Raw genomic sequence first — 978 nt, 5'->3', positions numbered from 1 at the left:
TCCTGCGCCGCGGACATCCGCTGGTTTTTGACGGCGCCCACGCGGCCGCCGCCGCAGCCCTGGCCGCCGGCGACGCCGGTGCCCGAACCTATCTCGCCGAGCATCCGGAGCTCGTCGACCTGGTCGACTGTTCGGACCTCGGCTCGGCCGCGGATGTCGATACCCCGGCGGACCTGCCGCTGCTGCAGGACCACGGGCGGGATGGCTGAGCAGCAGGGTCAACCGGCTCCCCTAGCCCTAGCCGGTCAGTGGTCCGGTAGGACAGGATGGTCCTATGACCGCGACGGCGCCGACAACGCACTGGCAGACGCATCCGGTGACCCCGGACCGCTTCGAGGACTTTGCCGATGTCATCAATCCGAACCGCCGGGACACCCACTGCTGGTGCCTGTCCCACCGGCTCCCGGGCAAGGACATCGAGGCTCTCGGCGGCGGCAGCCGCGAACAGGCGATGCGCAGGCTCTGTGAGCGGGAGAATCCGCCCGGGGTGATCACCTATCGCAACGGGGAGCCCGTCGGGTGGTGCAGCATCAGCCCCCGCTCCGAGATCCCGCGGCTGGCGGCTTCGAAGCTCATCCGGCCGGTGGACGACGTACCGGTCTGGAGCATCATCTGCGTCGTCGTTCGCAGTGGCCACCGCAGGCAGGGCGTCACTGGCCATCTGCTCGCAGGCGCAGTGGAGTACGCGGCATCGAGGAATGCACCGGCGGTCGAGGCGTACCCGGTGGATCCCGAGGGCCGGATGGACCTCACGATGGCGTTCGTGGGCACCCGCGCGATGTTCGAGGGGGCTGGCTTCCGGGTTATTGGCACCACTGATGCGGTAGCGAGCAGGATGCCGCGGCTCATCATGCGCCGCGATCTGTAACGTTCGAGGAGCAGCCTCAACACGATCGCAGCTTGGACCACCCTGCAGCTCAGCGCCCGTGGCGCCCGGATCACCCGCCCGGTTGCCGCAGCCTGACGGCAGCTCCGGCG

Annotated in this window: 1 protein-coding gene and 1 pseudogene; both read left to right on the top strand. The window is 69.3% G+C overall.

Going from position 1 to position 978, the window contains the following annotated elements; translation table 11 throughout:
• Positions 1-209, top strand: a pseudogene (locus tag D477_RS22910) (nucleotidyltransferase family protein); the annotation flags it as partial.
• Between the two features lie 65 nt (positions 210-274).
• Complete coding sequence (locus tag D477_RS20545) at positions 275-868, top strand: GNAT family N-acetyltransferase (protein WP_005275210.1); 594 nt, start codon at positions 275-277, stop codon at positions 866-868.
• Positions 869-978: the final 110 nt, after the last annotated feature.

This window comes from Arthrobacter crystallopoietes BAB-32, from assembly GCF_000328305.2.
GTDB classification, from domain to species: domain Bacteria; phylum Actinomycetota; class Actinomycetes; order Actinomycetales; family Micrococcaceae; genus Crystallibacter; species Crystallibacter crystallopoietes_A.
This window is presented reverse-complemented; position numbering and strand designations above follow the sequence as displayed.

What these genes read in the sequence shown, in the direction of transcription:
- D477_RS20545 (WP_005275210.1), top strand. Translation starts at nt 275, where the DNA reads ATGACCGCGACGGCGCCGACAACGCACTGGCAGACGCATCCGGTGACC.